Raw genomic sequence first — 24,675 nt, forward strand, 5'->3', positions numbered from 1 at the left:
GGAGTGACTATGACTACTATTACTCGTCGCGGCTTTTTAAAAGGCGCAGGTGCATCAGCGGGTGCATTAGCGATCACGTCTATCGCTCCGTTATCTGTGAACGCCTCTACGCTTGGTCGTACAGATGCATTAATTCTAACCTCAAGTCGTATGGGACCATTACTTTGTGAAGTCAAAGATGGTCAGCTTATCGCGACAAAAAGTGGGTTAGCTCAAACCGTACCAAACAGCTTGCAACAAACAGGACCTTCTCAGGTTCACACTAAAGCACGTGTAAAATACCCAATGGTTCGTAAAGGGTATCTAGAAAACCCAAGTAACCCTCAAGGGGTTCGCGGCAGTGACGAATTTGTTCAAGTATCGTGGGAACAAGCGTATCAACTGATCCATGAGCAACATACACGAATTCGTAACGCGTATGGCCCAGAATCGATCTTCGCAGGTTCTTATGGTTGGCGTTCAAGTGGTGTATTGCATAAAGCTCAGACTTTACTTCAACGCTACATGAGCATGTCCGGTGGTTACGCTGGTCACTTAGGTGATTATTCAACAGGTGCTGCTCAAGTAATTATGCCGCACGTGGTTGGTTCTATTGAAGTATATGAACAACAAACGACTTACCCTGTTATTTTAGAAAGCAGTGATGTGGTTGTTCTATGGGGTTTAAACCCACTTAACACTCTTAAAATTGCGTGGTCTTCAAGTGATGGACAAGGACTTGAGTTCTTCCATCAACTGAAAAAATCTGGAAAAACAGTCATTATTATTGACCCAATGCGCTCAGAAACGGCTGAGTTCTTTGGTGATAAAGCACAATGGATTGCCCCTAACCCGCAATCTGATGTTGCGATGATGATGGGTATTGCTTACCAGTTAATCAAAACAGAACAACACGATACTGAATTCCTTGCTAAGTACACGGTTGGTTTTGATCAATTTGAAGCGTACTTAATGGGTAAAGAAGACAGCATTGAGAAAACCCCACAATGGGCAGAAGCGATCTGTGGTGTTCCGGCAAAACAAATGGAACTACTGGCTAAGATCTTCAAAGAAAACCGCACCATGCTAATGGCTGGTTGGGGTATGCAACGTCAACAACATGGTGAGCAACGTCACTGGATGCTAACAGTTCTTGCTTCTATGTTGGGTCAAGTTGGTTTACCTGGCGGTGGTTTTGGTTATTCCTACCACTATTCAAACGGCGGTAACCCAACGCGTGATGCGGGTGTATTACCTGCGATGTCCCCATCGTTAGGTGGGAGCTCTGCCGGTGGTAACGATTGGGCCGTTCAAGGTTCTGTTACTGCTTTCCCTGTTGCTCGTATTGTTGAATGTTTAGAAAAACCAGGCACAGAATATCAGCACAACGGCCATACACTTACCTACCCTGAATTGAAAATGATCTGGTGGGCGGGCGGTGCAAACTTTACGCATCACCAAGACACGAACCGTTTAATCAAAGCGTGGCAAAAACCTGAAATGATCGTCATTTCTGAACCTTATTGGACTGCCGCGGCGAAGCATTCCGATATCGTTCTACCGATTACGACCTCATTTGAGCGTAATGACCTGACAATGACAGGCGATTACTCTAATCAGCACCTTGTTCCTATGAAGCAAGTGATTGAACCTCAACATGAAGCTCGTAGTGATTTAGATGTGTTCGCCGACCTTGCTGAGTACATTAAACCTGGCGGTAAAAATGTGTATATGGAAAACAAAACGGAGATGGAATGGCTTCGTGATTTCTATAAAACAGCACAAAAAGGCGGTCGTAACGCACGCGTACCTATGATGAATTTCTCTAAATTCTGGGAAGCGAACAAGCTTATTGAAATGAAGTGGAACGCGAAGAACGCAGAGTTCATCCGCTTTAGTGATTTCCGTCAAGACCCAATCATGAACCCATTGGGTACTCCAAGTGGAAAAATTGAAATCTTCTCCAAAACCATTGAAGGTTACAAACTGGATGATTGCCCTCCACACCCAATGTGGATAGAACCAACAGAGTGGATGTTTAATTACACTGATGGTGAGTTGCAGTTAATGACGTCCCACTCAGCTCACCGTTTACACAGCCAATTTAACTACGCGGATCTTCGTGAAGAATATGCTGTGCAAAATCGTGAACCGATTACGATCCACCCAGAAGATGCAAAAGCTCGTGGTATTAAAGATGGTGATTTAGTTCGCGCTTACAACCAACGTGGTCAAGTTCTGGTTGGCGCACATGTTTCTGATGGAATCAAAAAAGGCAGCGTCTGTATCCACGAAGGTGCGTGGCCTGATTTAGATCCTAAGACGGGCATGTGTAAGAATGGTGGACCAAATGTACTGACCATGGATATTCCTACGTCTCGTTTAGCCAATGGGAACTGTGGTAATTCTGGTGTTGTGAAAATTGAAAAATTCACAGGCGTTGCTCCAACATTAACGGCGTTTACTCCCCCTAAAAATGGATAATAGTCTTTAATACATTCTGTTCAATCTAAACCGAGTGCATTTATGTACTCGGTTTTTTATAAGTGGTGTTAATAGCTTAGATGGCAACTAGAGCGGAAATAACAACGAGATCCTTAACCCACCTTCTTTACGATTTTCTGCTACGACCTTTCCTCTCATCACTGACATTGCTTCTTTTACTATAGCCAGTCCTAAACCATAGCCCCCTGATTGCTTATCTCTGGCTGACTCTAAACGAGCAAATGGCGCAAAAATATCTTTCAGTTGATGATCAGGAATACCAAGCCCATCATCTTCAACAATAACCGCAATATAATGCAGTTCATTCTCTTGATAACGGGTGATCAATAACCGAATGGTCGCGTTATCTCCCGCGTATTTAATGGCGTTGCTAATGAGGTTATTTACACATCGAGCTAAAAGGCGACGATCAACCATCACAACGTCTGTCCCAAGGGAGAATCGTGTTTCTAAGGTTTGATTTGATTTTAAATCTGAACGTAATTGCGTAATTTGAGCTTCACAATAACTGTCTAAAATCAGTGATTCTAATTTTGTAGAATACCGCGCGTTCTCTAATTGGCTAAACTCTAAAATCTCACCAACCAAATTATTCATTTCTGCCGATTCATTTTCTAAACGATCAAGCAAATGCATATGCTCGTTATCTGTTCTCTTTCTTAATAAATGCAGAGCTAAGTTATGTCTAGCCAGTGGGGTTCGTAATTCATGAGAGACATCTCTGATCAACCTTTTTTGCTTTTCAGCAAGAGAGTGTATTTCCCCTGTCATATTATCAAAGTCATGTGCCAACTCACTAAACTCGCGCACTGAATGGCCAATTTCATCCGCCACTTTAATCGTAAAATCACCTTCAGAAAGTCGATGGCTCACCTCTCTTAATTTATCTAATGGCTTTTGCAAATAACGAGCAATAACCCACGAGAATAAGCCTAAAATAAGGCCAGAGATGATGATTTTTATAATACTAAAATACAGGGAGAAATAACGAGCAGGGTGATACTTGTAAGGCATTTGCATCACAATCGTCAACCCATCGTTCAATGGTATTCCAATGATCGGTTGATTCACTTTATTATCAAGCTGCGTATTGAGTGGACGTAAATATTTCAACTTGAACTCAAAATGAGGATGCATGTCTCTGTGTGTAATTGGTCGGTTATTTTTATCTAATACAAATAGATAATATTCTTGTGCGTTTGCCCAATCAGCCAGTTCATCCATGTCCCCTTCATCAATGAGAACATTGGCTTGATAGGCTAAATCCAACATTTTGTCTTGAATAGAAGATGGAATTCGTAACATCGATTTCATTAAGGCAATTTCAGCCAAACTTTGCAGTGAAAGTATCACAACAAGAATGATGGCGAATGAGCTGAATAAACGAAACGCGAGCCCATTGCGGTGCTTACGAATAAAAGAAGGACAAGATTGAAACCAACGCAAAGTCATTATTATCCCCTACCCATTAACCATTTTTATAAAGCTATAACCACGGCCACGAACTGTTTTAATGTGTTGTTTAGATAAGCCAGATTTCAATAATTTACGACGAATATTGCTGATGTGCATATCCAAATTGCGATCAAACGGACACAGCTCTTTCTTTAAGATATTCGTTTGTAAATCAGCCTTCGACACGACAACATCGGTATTTTTAATCAAATATTGCAGTAACTCTGATTCTGTTTCAGTTAATGGCAAACGCGAGAACTGCTCAGAGAGATCTTTAATTGCCCCCACATAACTTTGACGCTGACGCTCTAACCCAACTCGGCGCAAGATAGCCGTAATACGCGCTAATAATTCAGGCACATTAAATGGTTTAGCAATAAAATGATCCGCACCGGCTTGTAAGCCATCCAACATAGAGGCTTCATCACCTAAGGCCGTTAGCATAAGAATCGGCGTTGCAAAGCGTTGACAGATACGTCGTGCCACTTGAAAGCCATCAAGCTTAGGCAGCATCACATCAAGCAACACAAGATCAACAGAATGGTTTTGAATATACTCTAATGCACTTTCACCACAATGTACGCAATCAACATCGTAGCCTTCCTCTTGCAATACTTCTTGTAATAAATTGCACAACGCAATGTCATCATCAACCACTAAAATACGGGACACGTTCACTCACCAATTAAAATGAAAATCGTTCGCATTCTAATCTCAGCATTACCTCAGTGCAATAAAGAATTTCAAATGGCGACAGTTTCTATCTTCTTAATGATATCAGTCATAAAAACACGGCCTACTCCCCAAAAACTAACATGACAAAAATGTCATATACCAGACCCCGTTATGTCACTTTCACTCCGCTATTATGAACCTACTTAAACAAAACCACTCATTAAGGAATCATCATGAAATCATTAAAAACTCTTGCTCTATCCGCCGTTATTATTCTTGCAAGCTCAAATGCGATGGCTAACCCTGCAGTTGTTAGCGGTCACTACCTTAATAAAGCAAGCCACACTATTCTTCATACTAATCAAGTAACCACTAAACAAGCTGCCTACAACCAAGCCTTGACTCAGTTAAATAAACTCGATAACAGTTCACCTTCTGAACTACAGAAAACATTAAAAGTCGATTCACAAAACGTCAAATTAGATAACCAGAGCTATATTACAGTTAAAGAAACCATGAATATGCAAGGACAAATACAATACACTGGATTAATACACACGAACTATCATTACTTAGAACCGATCTCTAACTAATGGTTAATTTTTTTGACCTATTGTTTATTAATAAAGATATCATATAAGAGATATACAACTATATTGTATTGATACCCACTGATTGTTCTCCATATTTAAAGAAGTAACGTGATGAAACTACTTATAATAGAAGATGAAACGAAAGCTGGAGATTATCTAAAAAAGGGATTAACAGAGTCCGGTTACACTGTTGATCTGTCGCGTGATGGCGTTGATGGTTTGTATAACGCAACGACATATCAATACGATTTAATTATCTTAGATGTCATGTTGCCAAAATTGAATGGGTGGCAAATTTTGCAAACACTCAGAAACTGCGAAAATAGCACGCCTATTATTATGTTGACGGCAAAAGATCAAGTAGATGACAGAGTAAAAGGGTTTGAACTCGGCGCAAATGATTACCTAATCAAGCCTTTTGCCTTTGCTGAATTAAAAGCTCGTATTGAAAATGCACTGAGATCTCAAACTGCAAACTCGCACACCCAAAAAGTAAACGAGTTAGTCTTGTGTGATTTACAACTCGACCTTTTAAAACACACTGCGACAAGAAATCACGATAATATTACGTTAACAGCAAAAGAATTTTCATTACTCGAATTGTTCATGCGAAAGCAAGGAGAAGTGCTATCAAGAACCACTATCGCTTCTCTCATTTGGGATATGAATTTCGACAGTGACACCAATGTCATTGACGTTGCCGTTAAGCGACTCAGAGCAAAAATCGATAAACCTTACGACACGCCATTGATTCACACGGTGCGAGGAATGGGTTATAAAATGGACGAGGTGTGATGCAATGAAAACTCATTATCTTTCAATGAAATTAAAGCTCACCCTCATGTTTTTCTCCACCTCGGTGTTTGTGTTTATTGGCCTTGGCATCGCCATTCAGTATCTCGTTCAATCCCATTTCTATGAAGAAGATCGTAATCAACTAACCTCCAACCGCACTTCCATTTCCGTCTTACTGCAGAACAAGGGGATTACCAGTACCGAGATATTTGCATCATTAAAAAGCAGAGGCATTAATGTATGGATAACCAAAAATAACGGAGAGCAAACCCAAAACACCAACGTAATCGCAAATGATGACGCATTTTCTCCATCAAAAGACCTTAACGAGTGGACGTATAATAACCACACATTTAGAACCTTATATTATCCTCTAAACGCACATGATGAGTACACTGGCCTTCTCATTGGCATTAATATAGATCATCACATTCAATTTAATAAAAAACTCAAAGTTATTTTAATGTGGTCTATTAGCATCGCGAGTTTATTGTCTTTTATTTACAGTTTTTTGATCGTGAGTATGGGATTTAAACCGCTTAGGTCACTGCAAAATCGAATCAAAGAAGTTCAACCAAATAAATTGCATATCCGATTATCTGATGAGAGTTTACCCACTGAGCTCATTGAGTTTGCGAGGGTGCAAAACCAAATGCTTGAACGATTAGAATTGGGGTTTCAGCGCTTAAGTGACTTTTCTTCTGATATTGCCCATGAGTTAAAAACCCCATTATCGAACATTGTCACACAAACTCAAGTCACGCTATCGCACCCAAGAGCCACACAAGAATATCAAGATATTTTATCGTCTAATTTAGAAGAATTAGAACGGATCAATAAAACCATTAACGATACTCTTTATCTTGCTAAATCAGAAAATGATTTGCTATTAAAGAGTAATGTTCACTTAGATTTAGTCTCATTATTTGAACCTATTGTAGAATATTACAGCATCATTTCTGAAGAGTCCGACGTTACTATTCGGCTTTCTGGTAAGGGCGTGTTATGGGGGGATAAATCGATGATACAACGAATTGCTAATAATCTCTTATCAAACGCAATTCGTCATTCAGCACCAAACAGTTCTATTTTAATTGATATCAAAGACAGCCCAAATAAAGTGCAATTATCAATTTCAAACACAGGTGACACTATCCAAGAAAAGGATCTGCCTTTTATTTTTGAGCGCTTTTACAGAGCCGATAAATCACGAAGACATTCAAGCAGCACAGGCGCAGGGCTTGGATTAACTATCGTTCGTTCGATTGTAAATGCACATAATGGAAAGATAACGGTGCAGTCAGCCGATACACAAACAACCTTTACCGTTTCTTTCCAAAAATAATGATTAATTCGTGATTTTATCCCAATTAAGATCCGTAATACGCTCATCAGCAATGTAATAAATCACATCGCCTGGTGATAATATAGTTTCCAAACTTGGGTTAATTTTGCACCCTTCATTATTTGTTTGTATGGCAATAATGATGGCTTCATACTGCTTCTTAAATGGCGTATACACCGATTCAATCGTAAATGGCGTGATTTCGCTCGGTATCTCAATTGAGTATTGAGTCTGACCTTCATGCGCACTCACTAACTCAGAATGAATAAAGCTTGAGCCTTTATCCATTACAGACTTCGCCACTAACTCTGTCGATAGTGACGAAATACACTCTGAATTTGGGCAATATTTATGCAGTAAATCTCGTTTGATTGGGTCTTCAAAATGCGCGACTAAGTGTGCTTCGCTGTTTTGCTCTGCAACAAATAAGCTCACCGTTAATGTCACATCGTCTAAATCCGTATCGACAATCACCGCACTGGCTTTTGATAAATTAGAACGCTCCATTTCAACCGCATCAGTAAACGAGTTAACGCGCACAAAATGGATATCAGAATCAAAAGGAGACTCTTCATACTCACAAGAGACAACCACCACTTCTCGTCGGCCTTGCTCTTCTCTTCTTAACATTTGAACAAGGTGATGCGTTCGCCCACTGTTTATTCCAATAACGATAATGTGATTTTCTAAGTTCAAGTTTCGTCTCCCTCTTCTGTTTGTACGCCAAAAATCGGTAAAAAATACCGCGGCACGTCCCACTGACAACGCAAATAAACCAACACCGCATGGAATAATAAACAGTGCTGAAAATAAACGACCATAATCCGTTGTTGGACTTAAATCTCCATAACCGACGGTACTGCTTGTCGTGACAATGTAGTAAAAAAAACTGGATAAATTGTCGGTTAACTGGGGTTCATTTGCATACGATAACCCTAACCAACTTAATAGTGCGTAACTGATAAGAAGAAACATCAGTGTGTACATATTAATCGCCATAAAATGCTTATTAATCAAGTTATTAATGACTTTTAATATCGCGTGCATATCCATCTCCCTTTTATTTCGTTTCCATGAAAATTTTAAGCCAATACTGACTTAAAAAGACAAGACAGTGTAACTGACTAAAAAATTAACGTACACCTTCCAGTTTCAATAGCGCGTCTTTAATATCTAGGCCACCCGCATAGCCCGTTAAACTGCCATTTTTACCAATAACACGATGGCAAGGCACGATAATTGAAATCGGATTTTTACCATTAGCGCCGCCTACCGCTTGAGAGGCTTTAGGGTTCCCTACTGCAATAGCGAGATCTTTATAACACCAGGTTTCACCATAAGGAATGGTCGTTAATGCCTGCCATACCTTGTTTTGAAATTCTGTGCCATTTGCCGCTAATGGGATCGAGAACTCACGACGTTCGCCATTAAAGTATTCTTTTAATTGGCTAACAGTAAGTTGCAAAATTGGATGCTCATCGTCTTGCACTCCAAAGTCACTAAGTGTTCTTGCGTGACTTTCATACCACACACCCAGTAGACCATCATCATTACCATTGACCGTGATCAGGCCTATTGGACTATCAAATTGCGTATATACATTCATTTTATTGTTCCTCTTCTTCACACGCTTCATCAAAACAACATTCATCTTGTAAGAAACCAATCACTGACGTCAGTTTCTCATATTCAGCCACACAAAAAAGGGTACGACCTTCACGGCGTTGTGAAATTAGCCCCGCAGACGCTAAACCTGACACATGATGAGATAACGTAGAGCCCGGAATAGCCAGTTTATCTTGAAGCCCACCAACGGCAATACCTTGGTATCCTGCTCTCACCACACTTTTATAAATAGCCAAACGTGTAGGATGACCTAGCTCTTTCAATGCTTTAGCGACAATCTCGATGTCCATAGTTTGATCCTCTTTAAATTTATATTTCGATAATACTAGAAATAACTTGATCATGCTAATACTCAAGAGTATATTTCGACTATTCCAGAAATACAGAGATTTTAAATATGTTTACAATTACACAAGACATGGTGATGGACACCCTAAATATGTTCGCTTTCTTAGCGGCAGAATTAACCGTACTGTTCCTATTAATTAGCTACCTTGTTGGCGTCTTACAGGAATACATTCCACCTGCAAAGATCCAACGTATTCTGAGTGGTAAAAATGGCCGAGGTTACATTGTTGCAGGCTTATTAGGAGCGATTACTCCATTCTGCTCATGCTCAACCATTCCTTTCTTGAAAGGCCTATTACGAGCGAAAGCCGGTTTCGGTACAATGATGGTCTTTTTGTTTGCAAGTCCGCTACTAAACCCAATTATTATTGGCCTGTTTGCGGTGACATTCGGACTTAAAGTTACCGTGTTCTACTTTGCGATTGCGATGGGCGTTTCAATCATTGCGGGCTACGCATTAGAAAAACTGGGCTTTGAAAAATACGTAAAAGAAACTGCGTATATAGCACCAGAGCCAAAAAGTTGCGGTTCAACCTGTGGCGGCGCGAAAAAAGCACCGCAAAGCAAATGGGTCAAAATTTGGCACAGCACATGGACTGATTTTAAAAAAGTATTACCTTACTTGATTGGTGGTATCGCACTTGGCTCTATGATCTACGGCTTTATGCCAACGGAATTCGTTGCTCGTATCGCAAGTGAAAATAACCCATTTGCAATCCCAGTCGCGGCAGTCATTGGTATTCCACTTTATATTCGTGCTGAAGCGGTAATTCCACTAAGTGCTGCACTTGCTGCAAAAGGCATGAGTTTAGGCGCAGTAATGGCATTAATCATTGGTAGTGCTGGCGCAAGTTTAACCGAAGTGATTTTACTTAAATCTATCTTCAAAAACCAAATGATTATCGCATTCTTAGTTGTCATTTTAGGTATGGCGGTAAGTGCTGGTTACTTATACCAATTCATATTCTAAACAAAAAATAGCGGCTAAGGTTCGCCCTAGCCGCTATTTTCATTTCTAATAAAACCGATTTACACAATGTATCCCGTGCTAGATCATCGCAATAGCCGACACACTAATCCGCATTGATTTTACTAATAACAATATCTAACCCTTTAAATGAAAAAAGCCGTCTTCAAAAAGAAGACGGCTTACATTATTGTTGAAATTTTAGATAATTAGTTAAGCAAAAGCTCTTTTCCCTTGAGATACATCAGACCATGCTGTTGTTATCGCTACACGAGATTTACTATTGAGATTGTCGATAAAACCATTGTCACCAGCCTGAGGCTCAAAACCACTCATGGCTTGCACCAGTGCATCAACCGCATTACCAGACAACGAGGTATATTCTCGTTCACCTTCAATATCTTGCTCGCCCATCGCGATAACGACTTCTGCACGATTATCATTGAAGTAATCACTGAAGGTTACAGAACCGATGTGTTCAAACTTCGCTTGGTCAGTATCGCTCACAGGGTCACGCAAGATAGACAGTTTTAGATCATAGCCACTACGTTCAAGCCACAATTTCTGCCAATCAATACCATTAAAAACAATATTGTCTTCACTGCGAATATCTTCAACGAGATTGTCAATGACGTCACCACTCACAATAAAGCTATCTACGTCCGTGCCACCTTTGAAGGTATTTTGGAATCCACCTAATACCATCAAGTCTCGTCCTTCACCCCCATTAAACTGGCTGAATTTAGAAAGCGCGGCAGCCATCAGATGATCGCCCCCTTCACCACCGTTCAACACTGCGTGATAACCCACTAGTTTAATAACATCGTCACCCATGCTTGCATTAATACGGTTGTCATTGCCGAAGACGTTGGCAAAGTCATTACCAGCACCTAACTCAACTTGATTGTTATTACCAATCGTGACTGAGTAATCTTGATCGTCCCCGCTATCAACACGGTTATAATTACCTGATGTGACTACGTAATCGCGGCCAGTTCCAGTATCAATCTCACCACCTTCTCCAAAGACAAATGATTCATCATCACCCGCGCCCAAGAACACGTGATTGATTCGCCCAGCAACGACGGCAGTATCATTGCCTTCGCCACCGAACATCATATTTTCACGTCCCATTAGCACACCCATATCATTGCCTTCACCGCCGGTGAATATATTAGATGTTCCTGTCGCATAGTAGACATCATCACCTCGGCCACCCCAGAAGTTATTGTTATCTCCTAAATACGCGCCGAGATCTTTACCATCACCACCCCAATTGAAATTGTAATTTCCTAAGGATACATTGATATCCCCATCGCCTTGTAAATGACCACTATTACGAAGAAAATCAAATGTTTTCTCCTTCATATTCAGTAGATCAGCCGTCAGGTTTTCTTTTAAGTTACCCACCAACGATTTCATCTCTGTTTGCTTATTTTGGCTAAAAATAGTCGCAAACAAGTTAGGTAGATTTAAAGAGTTAAATCCAAACGCACGATCTTGCGTAGCAGGGCTATCTGACGTTATTCCATCACCGTTATCCTGAGTTCCACCGACATTGGTGCCGTTAACAGAAACGGATGACTGGTCTTCTTCCTCTTCTGTCGCTTTTTCTTTCAAGCCGTGGGTTTCTGCGAACGTCTTAATGCCATCAGCCCCCATATTAACCCCCGACTCTAGGTTGTCTAGCAACTTAGCTGGGTCAACGAAGGCTTGTAATTGATCGCCACTAAATTCACCAACAACTTCCAGCATTTCTTTTAGGATTGCGACGCCATCTACTAATTCGCCAGTACGAGACACAATATGCCCTGCAGCTGTGTAATCCACACCGAAGATATCACCTAGCGTCGTATCTGCACCTACACCGGCTAGTTGGCCTAGAAGCTTGTTTTTTAACTGACGAGGAAGATCTTCGGGGCTGTAAGTAAACGTTGTTTTCGCTTGCCCCGTTGTGGAAAATTGTTGAGTCATAAGACCAAACAACGAACCCAAATTGGTATCAAGAATCGACTGGATATTATCACCGAACATAAAGTTCCAGTTACCCGTCGTCACTTGAATATCAGCACCTTGGCCACCAACAGCAAAGTTAAACGCTAGCTTCTCATTCGCTTGACGGAACTTATCTGCACGACTCATTTTACTTGAGTCAGAGTTATCACTTCCGCCTAACCACTGGTTGTATTGCTTGTTTAACGTCGCTTCAGCGTCATTTTTCAAGCCGCGGCTACTGCGTTCATTTTGAGAATCCAAGTCAACCAAGCTTGTGTAATCAACAGTGCTACTCTGATCTAAGCCAGACATATCTTTAACGAACTTTTTAGCCCCCGATAATGTCCACTGCTGCTCTTGAGCGGCTAACCAATCTTGACCTTCACCTGAACTCGCTATGCTTTTTAACACACCGGAGATTCGAGAGGCACCATCAAACGGATTAACTAGAGGAGGCGTAGGAATTGATTTATCCATCATCACAATAAGATCGTTGCTTTGCCCTAAATTGAAGCTCACGTTGCGATTACCAATGAACATCTGTGCGCCTTCTAGAGCTTGATACCCGCCAATATCAAAGCTGTGTTTACTTTCCCCGTCACCAACATGAACCATCACGTTGTTGTCACCAAAAGCTAGAGACTTAAAGCCCCCTGTACCGACTTTAATGCCAACGTTCGAAGTACCCCAGTTAATCGCAGTAAACTCACCATCACCAACATTAACTTGAATATTGCCAGAGTAGCTGAGCTTATTATTGCTGCTATCAGATGAAGAGGATTCAGTCTCATTCTTACGTTTTTCTGGGGCATTAAACACATCACTGTTTTCAGCAATTGCACCGCGAGCGGTATCATCAACGTCGCTGATACCTACGCGAGAAAGATCGATGTCTCCTTCTGCAATACCATTCCTGATACGCTCATCTTTTGTCGTCACTTCACCTTGTTCATTCCAGCTAAGTGTGACTTTATTACTTTCAGCCTTCTGTACCCAATCACCATTTTCATCACGGGTATGTTTACGACCAGTGACGTCAACAGCAATATCTGAGCTGCGTACAGAAACATCACTGCGGATACCGTTCGCATCCATCGATTCAATAAACAGTCTTCCAAAGCCTTTCTGTTTATCATCACTGATTAACGAACAACCCACGACACTAATATGCTCAGGTTTGGTATTCACATTTTCCGCTTCGCTAAACTCTTGGTTGAATTTGGCCAGTTTCACGGCTAACTCATCGGCGCTGTAGCCACTTAAATGCGTATTATTATTTTCAGAACCCTCTCGACCATGTCCAACCAATTGCCAACGTAATTTTCCAGATAACGTAGACGGGTCACCGTAAACCACACGATAATTACCGTCTGAATCGAGTTGTACAACCACGCTGCTATCAGGGTGTTTTCCTGCTAAATTTTCCGCTGCTTTAGCAACCGAAGAATCATTCTCCATTTGAACAATTATTTGGCCATCAAAGCGGGTATCACCCCCATCAGATTGAGGAGATACTGCAATACGTTCCCAACGATTAACGTCTTTATCTTTCGGTGTTTCACCCGATGACGTCTTAATTGGCGCGGTATCAAAAACAGGTAAATCAAAAATTCCCTGCAATGTCGTCTTGTCACCTAATGTAGGCTTGTAAGTTGCTAACGTATTGCCGTCCATCACCACAACACGGTTGAAAATAGCTTCTCCAACATCATTTTTTGGTAGTCTGTAACGTTGAGCCATATCCAAATCAGACTTACCAAAGAAGCGAGTTAAATAAGTACTAAACTTGTCTTTTGATGAAAACTCTACAACACCTGCATTCGGATCATAGAAACCGTAAACACGATTTTCTCCATCACCTTTTGCCCAAGCTGCCATTGCGTGTCCAGGTGCATCTAGTTCTAATAAGACAGGTTTGTTGTCAACTGAAACGTCTGTGACCTTTTCAATTACACCCGTAACCGTTAGAGCTTTCTTACCCTCAAGCTTCTCTTGCCATACTTTCATAGAAGTATCATGCATTGGGTTTTTAGCATGGATCGCTGCAAGGCTACTCATTAGTTTACTGGCATTTACCCTCTCCGTTTCCGAATAGAGCGTAGGGTTACTTAAGACTGCAGCTGTTGAATACATCTTTTCTAACAGCTTTCTCGCCACGCCAACCTGACCATCGCTTTCTAGCTGTTTAGCGACAAGTATCAGCTTAGATAGTGGATCACAACGGCCACCAAAACCATCGTTTGATAAATTCAATAACAACAATTGAGGAGCAAGTTGTTCACTGGCTTTAGCGTCAGTGATTCCTGAAGACGCCACGTCACGGAATAAGCGATTATGCTTCTCCGATTTAGCTTGGAACGTTGCCTTCAAACCTCGGCTTTCGACTTCCCAAGCAAGCGCACCTTTCTGTTCTGCACTCCAGTCGCCTTTGACCAATAAATCCACTAACTGCTTGATATTCATATCAGGTCTGAAACCTTCTACAATATCTTTCGCATGGTCAGTTTTGTAACCATTCAAGAAATCTTTGGTCGTGCGAATATCCTTTGATTTACCTGGCACAGTTGTGTCTGGTTTTAGTGCTTCACCGTAGCGAGAAAGGTCGCTTTTGATGCCTTTTAGTACTTCGCTTGCATCAGCTGATACCCGGTCTGCGTCAAACAAACCAGATACGATTTGCTCAGCGTATTGGCTCATTAAGCGATTACTCGCCTCGTGTCCATAAAAGGTTTGCTCACCGGTTACGTTAAAGCCAGATACCGCTAACTTGGCACGAAGCTTCTCACCTTCACCGCCTAAACCTTCATTATCCGTTAAGAGCATGATCGGCGTATCTTTCGGTAAACCTTTCAAGTTTTTCTCTACGGAGAACTGGCCATTAACCGCCTTAGACAAAGCTCCAACAATTCCTGCCGGATTCACCACTTCATGTGCAGTGATCGCTTTGGTCATGCTTGGCATAGGTCTATCCAATAATAAGCCAGAGACAGCTTGACCATTTTGTGCAGCAAAACGCGCGAGATCGGCGGCAATCGGACCGCCCATAGAGTACCCGTGAATAATGATGTTACTTGGGTCTATACCCTTATCATTCACGAGATACTTGAACATAGTGCGGGCATCTTGATAGAGGCCTATTTCACTCGGTCCGCCGTCGCTTTCGCCATAACCGCGCATGTTAACAGCTAACATGTCAATATTTTGCTTGTGATAATGACTGCGAATCGCGCTCGCTTGCTCTTCTGAGGATGAACCAGAACCGTGTAGGAACAGCACTACTTTGCCGTTTCCTGTACTCTCTTCGCCTTCAGGTGCTTTCGCTCCCTTATGGAAGTATCCAGACAAACGACCGGCTTCACCTTTCAGAGTCACTTTTTGAGACTCGCCTTTTTCGACAGCAAGCCCTAGCAATGTTTGGGTGATATCACCAACCTTACGACGAGCATCTTTAGTTCCGAACAACTCATTGTTTAGGAAACGAGTTAACGGACTTAGAGACTCTTTGTCTATAGGTGGCGTACTATCATTTTCGATTGCAACTGTTTCACTCTGCTTATCTTTTCCAGATAGAAAATCAAGCTCTTCCGTTTCTTTACGATTCTGCTTTTTAATCGTAATTTCAAGCTGCGCTTCTTGCAGTGCTTGACCAAAGTTAAATAATTCTGTTGGAGTCCAAACACCAAACTTAGGTCGCCATGTATGACCAATTAACTTATCTGCACCACCGGCTTTAAGCACTTTCGCCACAGTACTCGAGCAATTTTTTGTTAGCAACTGGTAACGTGCATCAGGATCGTTACTTAAGCGATGCCATTCTGCTTGCATAGCTGAAGAGTCCAGACCTTCTAGGTTAATACGGAATACGCGACCTTGATCCGCTTCGCTCATTTGGAACGTTTCAATCTGCTCCAGTGATCTTTCAGCAAATTGGCGAATCACATTCTCGATACGTTTTTCCATCATCGCGGGGTCGCTAGTTGCTTGTGCTTGTTTCTTCAATTCTTCAGAAAAACGGTTCGCAACGTCCGTCATTTCGTAACTGGTGTCATTCCACTGTTCAACAAAAACCTGAGACACATGTGGAGGAATACCTGCAGATTCCAACATGTCCGGATTCATCAATGCTGACATTGCGTACGCTTCAGACACATTTTTAAAGGACGCATCAATACCTTTGGCGGCCTTGAGTTTCTCGATAAAACGTTTCAGTTTCAGAGCCCCATCTTCCAAGCCGAACCCGTCGTTTTCTTCTGATGCCATATCATGTTTAAGCGTGCCATTTTGATGAGCTGGTTGGCTCAAATCGCTCCAACGAAGTTTCAGATCCGGTTGGGCATTTGTTGCTATATCGAAGAGACGGCTGATGTTGGATGACTTACTTCCCAAAGGCCACCAACTAACGTAATTTTTCTCGTTAGAATCAACAGCAGATTGACCTTCAAGTTGTGTTCTTCCTTGGCCAATTTGCAACGCAGCATGACCAAGAGAGCTGTGTTTACTGGGCTTCCAAATGAACATAGTGCCGCTAACGGAGGAAAGATGTTGCTCAATCGCTTGGTGAACATTGTTTAATCCCGCGATATCAATGCCTTTACCATTTTTAGCCAATTCATTAGGCGAAAAATCAGTAAATACTGCATCCGCAACCGCTTGACCATACTCTTTACTTACAGTTGCTTTCACTTTCTCTATTGCCAAGCTGCCACTTTCAAGCTTATTTACGTTCGTTAGATTTTCTTTACCTTTAGTAACCAGATCACCATTACTATCAACATACAGATGTTTACTTAATGTCAAGTTGGCATTTTCAAGCTGGTCATACAGATGACTAAAACTGTCTTGGGCTTTAACTATGTGCTCAGAAATAGCAAGAACAGAGACTTCATCTACACGTGCATTTACTTGACTAAGCAACGAGTTAATAGCCTCAACTCGACCTGAATCTGGATGGCCTAATACGTAACCTTCAGCCTGTTTTTGCAAGTTCACCAGTTTTTCTACTGACTCAAGTTCATAATCAGCATGATCTAAAGTGCTCGCGTGATACTCAGCCAGAGCATCAATCACCTTTTGGTAACTTTCGCCACGGATCTTACCGCTAACACTGGCTTTATCCAGAAGAACAGACACAGACATAAGTTCCGTTTTTGCACTGTACTTCCACTCACCATCTTCTTTTTGAGCAAGAACTCGAGTGTACCCTTCTTGGTGTGAGATCACCTTGTCATCGACTAAAAAGAGTTCATCTGGCATTTGTTCAAAATTATCAAAATTCGCTAAAATGAATCGTTCAATGGTTTTTAGCTGATCTACACTTTCCGGGTCAGCAACAATAATAGTCTTACTATTACTATTCTCATCCATATCCGTCCAATCACGCACTTCAAAACCTTCATCGCCTTCTTGTACCAATAAGTTTCGTTCAGTACGAAGTGCGTAGAACGGTAAGGCCTCACGTAACATCCCATCAATAGCGCTCTGTTTTTTGAAAGTACCATGTGAAACTTCACCTAGCCCCTCTAGCCCAACACCTGAAATACGAATATCTTTTCGGTTTACATCCTGTGATGTTCGATCTGCAACAATGATGCTATCGACATTGCCCTCAGTGAACAGAGAAGTGATTGAGCTTCCGGTATTTTTAGAACGAATACCGGCGTTGATTTGTAGTCGATTTACGGCTTGAACCGCACCGTCTAGCGCTTCTTGCTCTTGATCGGTTAATCCTTCACTAAATCGACCGTCCGCATCCTGTGGATTTATCGTATCGACATGGCTACTTGTTGTCTCTTCACTTTGAATAGAGTGATTTTCATTGGATAAGCCACTGCCTGAGGCACCTTGACGATCAGGGCGGTCATTTTCGTTTTGCTTAGAACCTTTCGCGTTTGCTTGTGCTTGAATCGCTTTGTTTTCAGCATTTCTTGCATCACTATTACCACGATCTTCAGCGTCTCTAGCGGCATCACTTGCATTCAATTCAGCTTGTTTAGCTTCATTGGTTTTAGTGGTAGCGCCAGCTTTACGCGCATCAGCATCGGCTTTAGCGTCCGCAATATTTTGCTCTGCACTAGAGCGATTATCTTCGCCTTTCGCAACACCTGCTTCTGATTTAGCCACCGAATCTTTAACATTCTTTTGATTATCTTCGTGGGTCTTTTTCGCAGCAGTGATCTGTTCGCCAGACACTTCTTTAGCATTGTCTAATTGGGTTTGAACATCCTTTAGAAGACCGTCAGCAAAACGATCACGCCAATGCTCACCAGATTCACCCGTGTATTCAGCTTTATTGCCCAGTACATCAAGGCCTTGAGCCATTGCCGTTAGGTCTTTAGTTACCGCTTCAGACTCTTCTTTCACAGCATCGCGCTGCGCTTGACCATTACTCTCTAGTGCTTCTTGATCGGTTGATTCTAATTGAGCCTGAGAACCCGATACCGCTTCAAGTTGTTTCTGCTTTTCTTGCTCTAAACGCTGGCGATCGGCTTCCGCTCGTTCTTTGTCAGACATTGCATTCTTTGCAGCTTGATTTTGTTCCGCATTATCGGCAACAGCATTAGCTTGGTGTGACGTTTCAGATTTCGCCACCACATTATCTAAAACATAGCCCAACCCATCATTATGGCCTGTGCCTTTGAATTCTATTCGGTTACTGCCAGAATTTGCAGTCAACTTCAGTGTTTTTTGTTGCCAAGCAGCTTCATCACCAGAGGTTGAAAATACAACATCACCGTTCCAGAGAACCTCTATGCCTTCGCTATTTGAAAGACCAGCACGTTTTGCAAAATCAAAACTAACCGCAATGACTTCACCTTCCGCTAAATCCGTTAAATCTTGAGAAAGACTTGTATTAGTATAAGTATCTAGCTCTGTTACACGTGAGCCATGGCCTTCGCCACTTACGCCATAAGCGCTACTTGAATATGATGCTTCTACGCCATGAGTAGATTCCCAACCGTCGCCACCTTGTTCAAAATCGCCATTAACGATCAGGTTAGGTGCTTGTGCTTGATCTAAAGACTCTTCGATGTTGAGTTCATTTTCCATGCTGCTGAGATCAGGCGTTTCAACGTTAGTCACGCTTCCACTTAGCCCGTCTCCTAGATCGGAACCTACTTCTTCGATTTCATCCAGAGCGAAACCATCAAGTTTCGTGATTTCAGGCGTTGAAATAGCACCTCGCCCTTTCTGAATTCCTGATGACGAAGCTTCATCACCTTGAACTAGGTAATTAATCGCTTGGCTGCCACCCACTCCAAGAAGCGTTTGTTTAATATTATCAAACAGTGCTGAAAGCTTATTGCTACTAGTGTTACTTGACGCGACGGCTAGACTATAAAAATCACCGTTACCCACTTTGATAGCAACGTTATTTCTGGCATAAGAAGCGTTAATCCCTAAGCCATCACCTACGTGAATATTCACGTTTGCTTTGCCTTTCATCACCGCAACATTTAGACCGTCACCCACTTTGGTGTTGACGTTATATTTGCCCCATGCAACGTTAACTGAAATACCGTCACCAATTTTGGTGTTGATATTCGCATCACCATAGGCCGCTGTTACACTCAGGCCATTACCCACGGTTGTCGTAATGTTGGCTTTACCTTTCGCCGCCGTGACCTGCATACCATCACCGACTTTAGTGACAATATTGCCCTTGCTCCAAAGTGCGTTGAAGCTATCTCCGTCCCCCACTTGAGTAACGACGTTCGCTTCACCTTTCGCTAAAACAACATTACGGCCATTACCCACTTTCGTAATGATATTCGCTTTGCCCCAAGCTCCAGTGTAATCATCACCATTACCGACGTGAGTAATGACATTCGCCTTACCTTGAACCACAGAGGCTTCTTGGCCATCACCAACTTTGGTAATTAGGTTCGCTTCACCTTTCGCGAAATTGTATCGATCACCGTCACCGACATGAGTGAAGATATTCGCTTGCCCCCAGGCCGCATTAACGCCTAATCCATCACCCACTTTCGTGATGATGTTGGCTTTACCTTTGGCCAAACCGATAGTCGTACCATCACCAACATGGGTCATGACATTACCCACTTTTGATATCAGTAAACCAACCGTGGTTCCTTCACCAACTTTGGTTAAGATATTACCTTTACCCGCCAACACAGCTGCGGTTGTTGCATCACCAACATGGGTCACTACGTTTGCTTTCGCAGCTGCGACAACACCCATAAAGTCATCACCGACTTTAGTTATGATATTCGCTTCACCAAGGGCTAACACGCCAGTAAGGCCGTCTCCTACGTGAGTCATAATGTTTGCTTTACCAAACATTGCGGCCAGCGTTGTTCCATTGCCAACTTTGGTCATTACGTTTAGCTCGCCAGCAAATAAGCCTAAGCTTGTGCCGTCACCTACGTGAGTATAGATATTCGCTTTACCGATCATTAACGCAGCAGTGAGGCCATCACCCACTTTCGTCATGATATTAGCTTGACCAAGCATTGCGGAAAATGTGCTGCCATTGCCCACCTGAGTGAATATATTTGCGTTACCTACCATCGCGGCTATCGAGGTGCCATTCCCCACTTTGGTCGCGATATTACCTTTCGCTACCATTAATGCAACGGTTGTGCCGTCACCAATATGCGTAAAGACATTCGCTTCTGCGACCATAAGCGCCAAAGCATCACCATGACCGACTTTGGTAAATACATTGCCTAGACCACCCATTAGTGCCCATGCATTCCCTTCACCAACGTGAGTGAAGATATTACCTGCTCCGATCATAGCGGCTATTGAGGTGCCGTCGCCGACCTTGGTAAAGATGTTACCCACAGCACCCATTACGCCAAGTGTTTGGCCATCACCAACATGAGTCAGTACATTGCCAATACCCAACATAATGCCAGTTGTATCACCATCGCCCACCTTGGTTAGAATGTTCGCCCCACCAACCATAACACCAGTTGTCGAGCCATCGCCGATATGCGTCAGTACGTTAGCACTTCCTCCCATGACCGCAAGTGCGTTACCTCTGCCTTTTTTGGTCAAGATATTTGCACCACCAAGTGCGACTGCTATCGTATTTGTTGCCTCATTATTCCCGCTAATATGGGTAATGATATTTGCACCACCAAGCATACCCGCCGTTAGGTCACCGTCACCCACTTTAGTCATGACATTCGCGCCACCAACAAGCACTGAAGCAATGTCCCCCTTACCAACCTGAGTCATGACATTAAAGCCGCCAACCGCTAACCATAAACCGTTGCCCGATCCTATTTGAGTATGCGTATTGTAGCCGCCAAGCATAGCTACACGACTATCACCGTTACCTTTGTGTACAGAGATATTGCCATAAGCAAGCATGTGCGCGAGGTATTTTCCATCACCGATACGAATTAACACATTAGCTGCACCACTAGCGGAAACATCCATTTCCCCTTGCTTACTTTGATGAACAAGCACGTTAGCTAAACCAGCACCACGGAACGTTAGATCGCCTTCATCGCCACTTTTAACAATAACGTTAGCAGCACCACCACCAATAAATTCGGTATCACCAAACTTAGAGCTGTGAAGGATAACGTTCGCAATGCCTCCGCCATTAAAGTAAACATTACCGCGTGTAACATTGGATTTGATAACATTACCACCGCCCATACCAGTAAAGCGCACATCCCCTGAACTTTCACCACTATCGGTCGCTGATGTGATCAATGCTTGTTCACTATACTCATCGATATCTGCAACAATCTCGCTGGTACTTCTCATCGCATTCACACTGTACTGCAGATCACTCAGAGAGTAGCCACCGATGCCCATTGAGTGATAGCCATTTCTTGACGAAATATCCTCATTAGCCAAATTATCGATGTGATTGCCTTTTTTATACCAAGAACGAGCTTGGTATTTTAATGCACCCGTTTCCGAATCATTCGCAAGTTCAACCTCGACAACTTTTGTATAAGGACCAAGTACTTTTGCATACACATACGTGTTTGATTTTCTATTTGACTTTACACCGTTCACATCAACAGTTGTGCCATCTGTAGAAATGGCGTGACCACCCATTTTTGCATCTGACAAAGTGACATCTTCGACATCAATCAATGCACCATTGGCATAAGTGACCCACTCATATTCGGTAAGGTTTTTTTCAACCGCATGAATCGTTACTGCTTGTTGATGCTCAAGCTTAAGATCGGAAAGAGTGTAACCTCCATTGATCGCATTAGACTTAAAACCACCCGAATAAGACACGTCTGAACTGGCTAAGCTTTCTAAATGATTGCCTTTCTTAAACCACGCTTCAGAGAAATATTTGAGTTCCCCAGTTTCAGCGTCGTTATAGAGACGAATTTTGTTGATTTTGGTATAGGCGCCATCAACGATGGCAAACAAATAGGTATTCGGTTCTTGTTGTGATTTTATCGCTTCAACAGAATGGAACTTATTGCCATTATCAATTGATGTTCCATGCATCATCGCAGTGGTGAGTAGGACCTCATCAGCATTAGCATATTCAACACCTTGTGCATTGAAGTGATTACCTGATCCTTTTCGAGTGATTTCGTTATAAGCACCCGTTCCAGAGAAATGAATATCACCGTGTGCCACATCAGAGTAAATACTGTTGTATCCACCAACACCTTCAAAACGAATGTTGCCACGTGTTTCAACATAAACATCATCCGATTGTCGCGTACGTTCAATGCGGTTTGATGCACCCGCTCCCAGTAAAGTGATATCACCGACTTTACCTTTGCGAACGAGATGGTTATCGGCACCAGCTCCTCGAAAGGTAATATTGCCAGTTTCCACTCGCGAGCTAATACTGTTAGCTGCACCAACACCATCAAATGTCACATTACCGCGAGAGCCCTGGTATTGATTGAACCAAGTTCGATCAAGTTTGTTGCCGGCCCCTGAACCAGTAAAAGATAAGTTACCTTGGTTTGTTTCATGCCAAAGACTGTTGTAGCCGCCAGCGCCACTAAATATCACATTTCCACTTAGGCCTTTGCGGGTTATCCCGTTATATGCAGCAGCACCGCCATAATTTACGTCACCGCGATTACCTAGGTGGTCAATAACAACTCCGCCAGCAGCACCAGCGAATGAAACGTTTCCATCTCCACGTTTATTGATACCAACATACCCGGCAGCACCTTTTACATTTAGGTTGCCAACAGAGTCTTCTACTCTTAGATATGCCGCACCACCCACTACCGTATCATTGCCTTGACCCGTATAAACCGTCGCACCAATTGAACCGACAGTGACATGGTCATCACCTCCACGAGCATGTATTTCGCCGCCAAAACCGATAGCAACAATGTTGTTGTTACCATCATCGGCGGAATAGTTCCCTGTAAAGAAGTATTCAACACTTCTCCAAAATGGTTTTCCCATAAAAAAGCTCTTAATTTAGGTTAAATAGAAAACCACTGTACTTTTCTGATACAGCGATCATTTTGAGCATCAACCTTGCCGCGGACAGTACAGACTTTCTGCCCCTGCCACGGAAGGAATACACGGCGTCGAAGGTCATTTACGACCTCCCGCCCATGCCCGAATGGAGCAATCATCTCTGGAATATAAATATGCTGACCGGATCGCCAGTCGGATAAAGAAATTTCTCGATCCCCTGATAGCAATTCATCTCGGCTCTGCTCAGACAAAAACGCCCAATTACAAAATGCAATTGGGCGACCTTGTTCATCTTCGTAATAGCAAAACTGGTTTAGCTCAAGCGCAGGCATAATACGCTGCTGCCATTCAGCAACAACGTATCTACGATGAAGTGGAGAATACTGACTTAGTAACATCACCCCACCTATCATTTTTTGAAATTGCGCTAAGGTAAGATTTGCTGGTTGATGCGTAATAGACATATGCCTTATATCACCGATATACCGCTATTTTTTAGCTTGGGAAGCACGCTTTTTTGGCGCAGATTTTTCTTCTGTTTTTAGTTCTTCTACTTGATTAGCATCCGCTCCACCCGCAGGTAATAAACCCGCAGTAACTAGCTTGTCAAATTCTGCCGACATACGCGGATCTTCTAGCATATTCTTAACCATTGATACCATATACATAAAGCCAGAAGCGGGCATATGAACCACTTGTTTAAGCTCAAGATCATTATCATTTTCAGCCATCACACCGTTAGACATTTTTGTTTGATCTTGACCTACGAAATAAAGAGAAAAAACACCTTTATTATAATTAACACTAGATACTGTTTGAACAAATTTCTCTGTCATAAATTCCTCGACTTGTTTTATATTAGAGAGCGTCGGCACTATTTCCAGCAAGAGAAACAACCCCAACAACAAAGGGCTCAATATTAGAGCCAATACTTTAATTATATTTTTTATTGCACGTATGTTCTGTTTGCTATTTTTATTCACTGTTCT

At 42.3% G+C, this 24,675-nt stretch carries 13 protein-coding genes; 5 read left to right on the forward strand and 8 right to left on the reverse strand.

From position 1 onward, the window contains the following. Positions 1 to 9: 9 nt before the first annotated feature. Entirely contained in the window at positions 10 to 2,463 is a 2,454-nt protein-coding gene (locus tag AACV33_RS18660; protein WP_182699507.1) for a molybdopterin guanine dinucleotide-containing S/N-oxide reductase, read from the forward strand. An 87-nt stretch (positions 2,464 to 2,550) separates the two neighbouring features. Here AACV33_RS18660 and AACV33_RS18665 read toward each other — a convergent pair whose 3' ends face one another. Next, a complete protein-coding gene (locus AACV33_RS18665) occupies positions 2,551 to 3,936 on the reverse strand; it encodes a histidine kinase sensor domain-containing protein (protein WP_182699508.1) in 1,386 nt (461 codons plus the stop codon). A 9-nt stretch (positions 3,937 to 3,945) separates the two neighbouring features. After that, positions 3,946 to 4,611 (reverse strand): response regulator, encoded by a 666-nt coding sequence (locus AACV33_RS18670; protein ID WP_182699509.1) that lies wholly within the window; start codon positions 4,609 to 4,611, stop codon positions 3,946 to 3,948. A gap of 236 nt (positions 4,612 to 4,847) precedes the next feature. On the opposite strand from AACV33_RS18670, the gene AACV33_RS18675 reads away from it, so the two are divergent. The 3 genes from AACV33_RS18675 (at position 4,848) to AACV33_RS18685 (ending at position 7,347) form a co-directional block, all read left to right on the forward strand. Further along, on the forward strand, positions 4,848 to 5,207 hold the full coding sequence (locus AACV33_RS18675) for a DUF3316 domain-containing protein (RefSeq protein WP_182699510.1): 360 nt from the start codon (positions 4,848 to 4,850) through the stop codon (positions 5,205 to 5,207). A 111-nt stretch (positions 5,208 to 5,318) separates the two neighbouring features. Continuing rightward, positions 5,319 to 6,002: a heavy metal response regulator transcription factor gene (locus tag AACV33_RS18680; RefSeq protein WP_012551588.1), complete on the forward strand. Its 684-nt coding sequence runs from the start codon at positions 5,319 to 5,321 to the stop codon at positions 6,000 to 6,002. A gap of 4 nt (positions 6,003 to 6,006) precedes the next feature. Continuing rightward, complete coding sequence (locus AACV33_RS18685) at positions 6,007 to 7,347, forward strand: heavy metal sensor histidine kinase (RefSeq protein ID WP_182699511.1); 1,341 nt, start codon at positions 6,007 to 6,009, stop codon at positions 7,345 to 7,347. A 3-nt stretch (positions 7,348 to 7,350) separates the two neighbouring features. On the opposite strand, the gene AACV33_RS18690 is transcribed toward AACV33_RS18685, so the two are convergent. From AACV33_RS18690 to AACV33_RS18700, 3 genes are all read right to left on the reverse strand, one after another. Continuing rightward, positions 7,351 to 8,394 (reverse strand): ion channel, encoded by a 1,044-nt coding sequence (locus tag AACV33_RS18690; RefSeq protein WP_182699512.1) that lies wholly within the window; start codon positions 8,392 to 8,394, stop codon positions 7,351 to 7,353. 85 nt (positions 8,395 to 8,479) lie between these two features. Continuing rightward, positions 8,480 to 8,953 carry a methylated-DNA--[protein]-cysteine S-methyltransferase gene (locus tag AACV33_RS18695; RefSeq protein WP_017021631.1) on the reverse strand — a complete coding sequence of 158 codons (474 nt, stop codon included), beginning with the start codon at positions 8,951 to 8,953 and terminating at the stop codon, positions 8,480 to 8,482. Between the two features lies 1 nt (position 8,954). Next, positions 8,955 to 9,263 carry an ArsR/SmtB family transcription factor gene (locus AACV33_RS18700; RefSeq protein ID WP_017021630.1) on the reverse strand — a complete coding sequence of 103 codons (309 nt, stop codon included), beginning with the start codon at positions 9,261 to 9,263 and terminating at the stop codon, positions 8,955 to 8,957. A 107-nt stretch (positions 9,264 to 9,370) separates the two neighbouring features. Here AACV33_RS18700 and AACV33_RS18705 point away from each other — a divergent pair, with 107 nt between their 5' ends. Further along, positions 9,371 to 10,291 carry a permease gene (locus AACV33_RS18705; RefSeq protein WP_182699513.1) on the forward strand — a complete coding sequence of 307 codons (921 nt, stop codon included), beginning with the start codon at positions 9,371 to 9,373 and terminating at the stop codon, positions 10,289 to 10,291. 210 nt (positions 10,292 to 10,501) lie between these two features. Here AACV33_RS18705 and rtxA read toward each other — a convergent pair whose 3' ends face one another. The 3 genes from rtxA to rtxH are packed head-to-tail and all read right to left on the reverse strand — an operon-like array spanning position 10,502 to position 24,522. Beyond that, the gene (gene rtxA, locus AACV33_RS18710) at positions 10,502 to 23,668 is read right to left on the reverse strand and encodes an MARTX multifunctional-autoprocessing repeats-in-toxin holotoxin RtxA (protein WP_182699514.1); all 13,167 of its coding nucleotides are present in this window, start codon (positions 23,666 to 23,668) and stop codon (positions 10,502 to 10,504) included. A 20-nt stretch (positions 23,669 to 23,688) separates the two neighbouring features. Then, positions 23,689 to 24,150, reverse strand: a complete 462-nt coding sequence (gene rtxC, locus AACV33_RS18715; protein WP_023602845.1) for an RTX toxin-activating lysine-acyltransferase RtxC — start codon at positions 24,148 to 24,150, stop codon at positions 23,689 to 23,691. A 24-nt stretch (positions 24,151 to 24,174) separates the two neighbouring features. Then, on the reverse strand, positions 24,175 to 24,522 hold the full coding sequence (gene rtxH, locus AACV33_RS18720; protein ID WP_182699515.1) for a protein RtxH: 348 nt from the start codon (positions 24,520 to 24,522) through the stop codon (positions 24,175 to 24,177). Positions 24,523 to 24,675 lie beyond the last annotated feature (153 nt).

Source organism: Aliivibrio sp. SR45-2 (assembly GCF_963890165.1).
Taxonomy (GTDB): Bacteria; Pseudomonadota; Gammaproteobacteria; order Enterobacterales; family Vibrionaceae; genus Aliivibrio; species Aliivibrio salmonicida.